Origin of the sequence: Nocardioides sp. CPCC 206348 (genome assembly GCF_048654705.1) — a bacterium.
Lineage (GTDB): Bacteria > Actinomycetota > Actinomycetes > Propionibacteriales > Nocardioidaceae > Nocardioides.
In genome coordinates this window covers 39603-40109 of the sequence record NZ_JBMCZA010000226.1, presented here as the reverse complement: position 1 = coordinate 40109, position 507 = coordinate 39603, and the positions used below count along the sequence as shown (strand labels likewise).

1 protein-coding gene is annotated in these 507 nt (G+C 67.7%); it reads right to left on the bottom strand.

The window, feature by feature from the left end; genetic code table 11:
* Positions 1-56: 56 nt before the first annotated feature.
* On the bottom strand, positions 57-507 hold a 451-nt coding region (locus tag ACOADB_RS25775), incomplete at its 5' end, for an AMP-binding enzyme (RefSeq protein ID WP_420281304.1).

The window sequence follows — 507 nt, the reverse complement described above, 5'->3', positions numbered from 1 at the left end:
CAGGCCGTCGTACGCCTCAATGGCCCGATCGGGCCACGTAGGATGGGCGAGGTGGGTCAGCCGATGCTGCGGCCCTGGCCGTCCCAGAAGCGCGCACGCAGCGCCTTCTTGTCCGGCTTGCCGAGCGCGGTGAGTGGCAGCGCGTCGACGGCGATGATGTCCTTGGGCGCCTGCACCGACCCCTTGCGTTCCTTGACCGCGTCCTTGATGTCGGCGATCACGTCGTCGGTGAGCTCGAACCCGTCCCTCAGGACCACGACGGCCGTCACTGCCTCGCCGAACTTCTCGTGCGGCGTACCGATGACGCCGACCTGGGCGATCGCAGGGTGTTCGGCGATGACGTCCTCCACCTCGCGCGGGAACACGTTGAAGCCGCCGGTGACGATCATGTCCTTGGTCCGGTCGACGATGTACCAGAGCCCGTTCTCGTCCTCCCGCGCCACGTCACCGGTGTGCATCCACCCGTCCCGGAAGGTCGCGGCCGTCTCTTCGGGCAGCTGCCAGTAA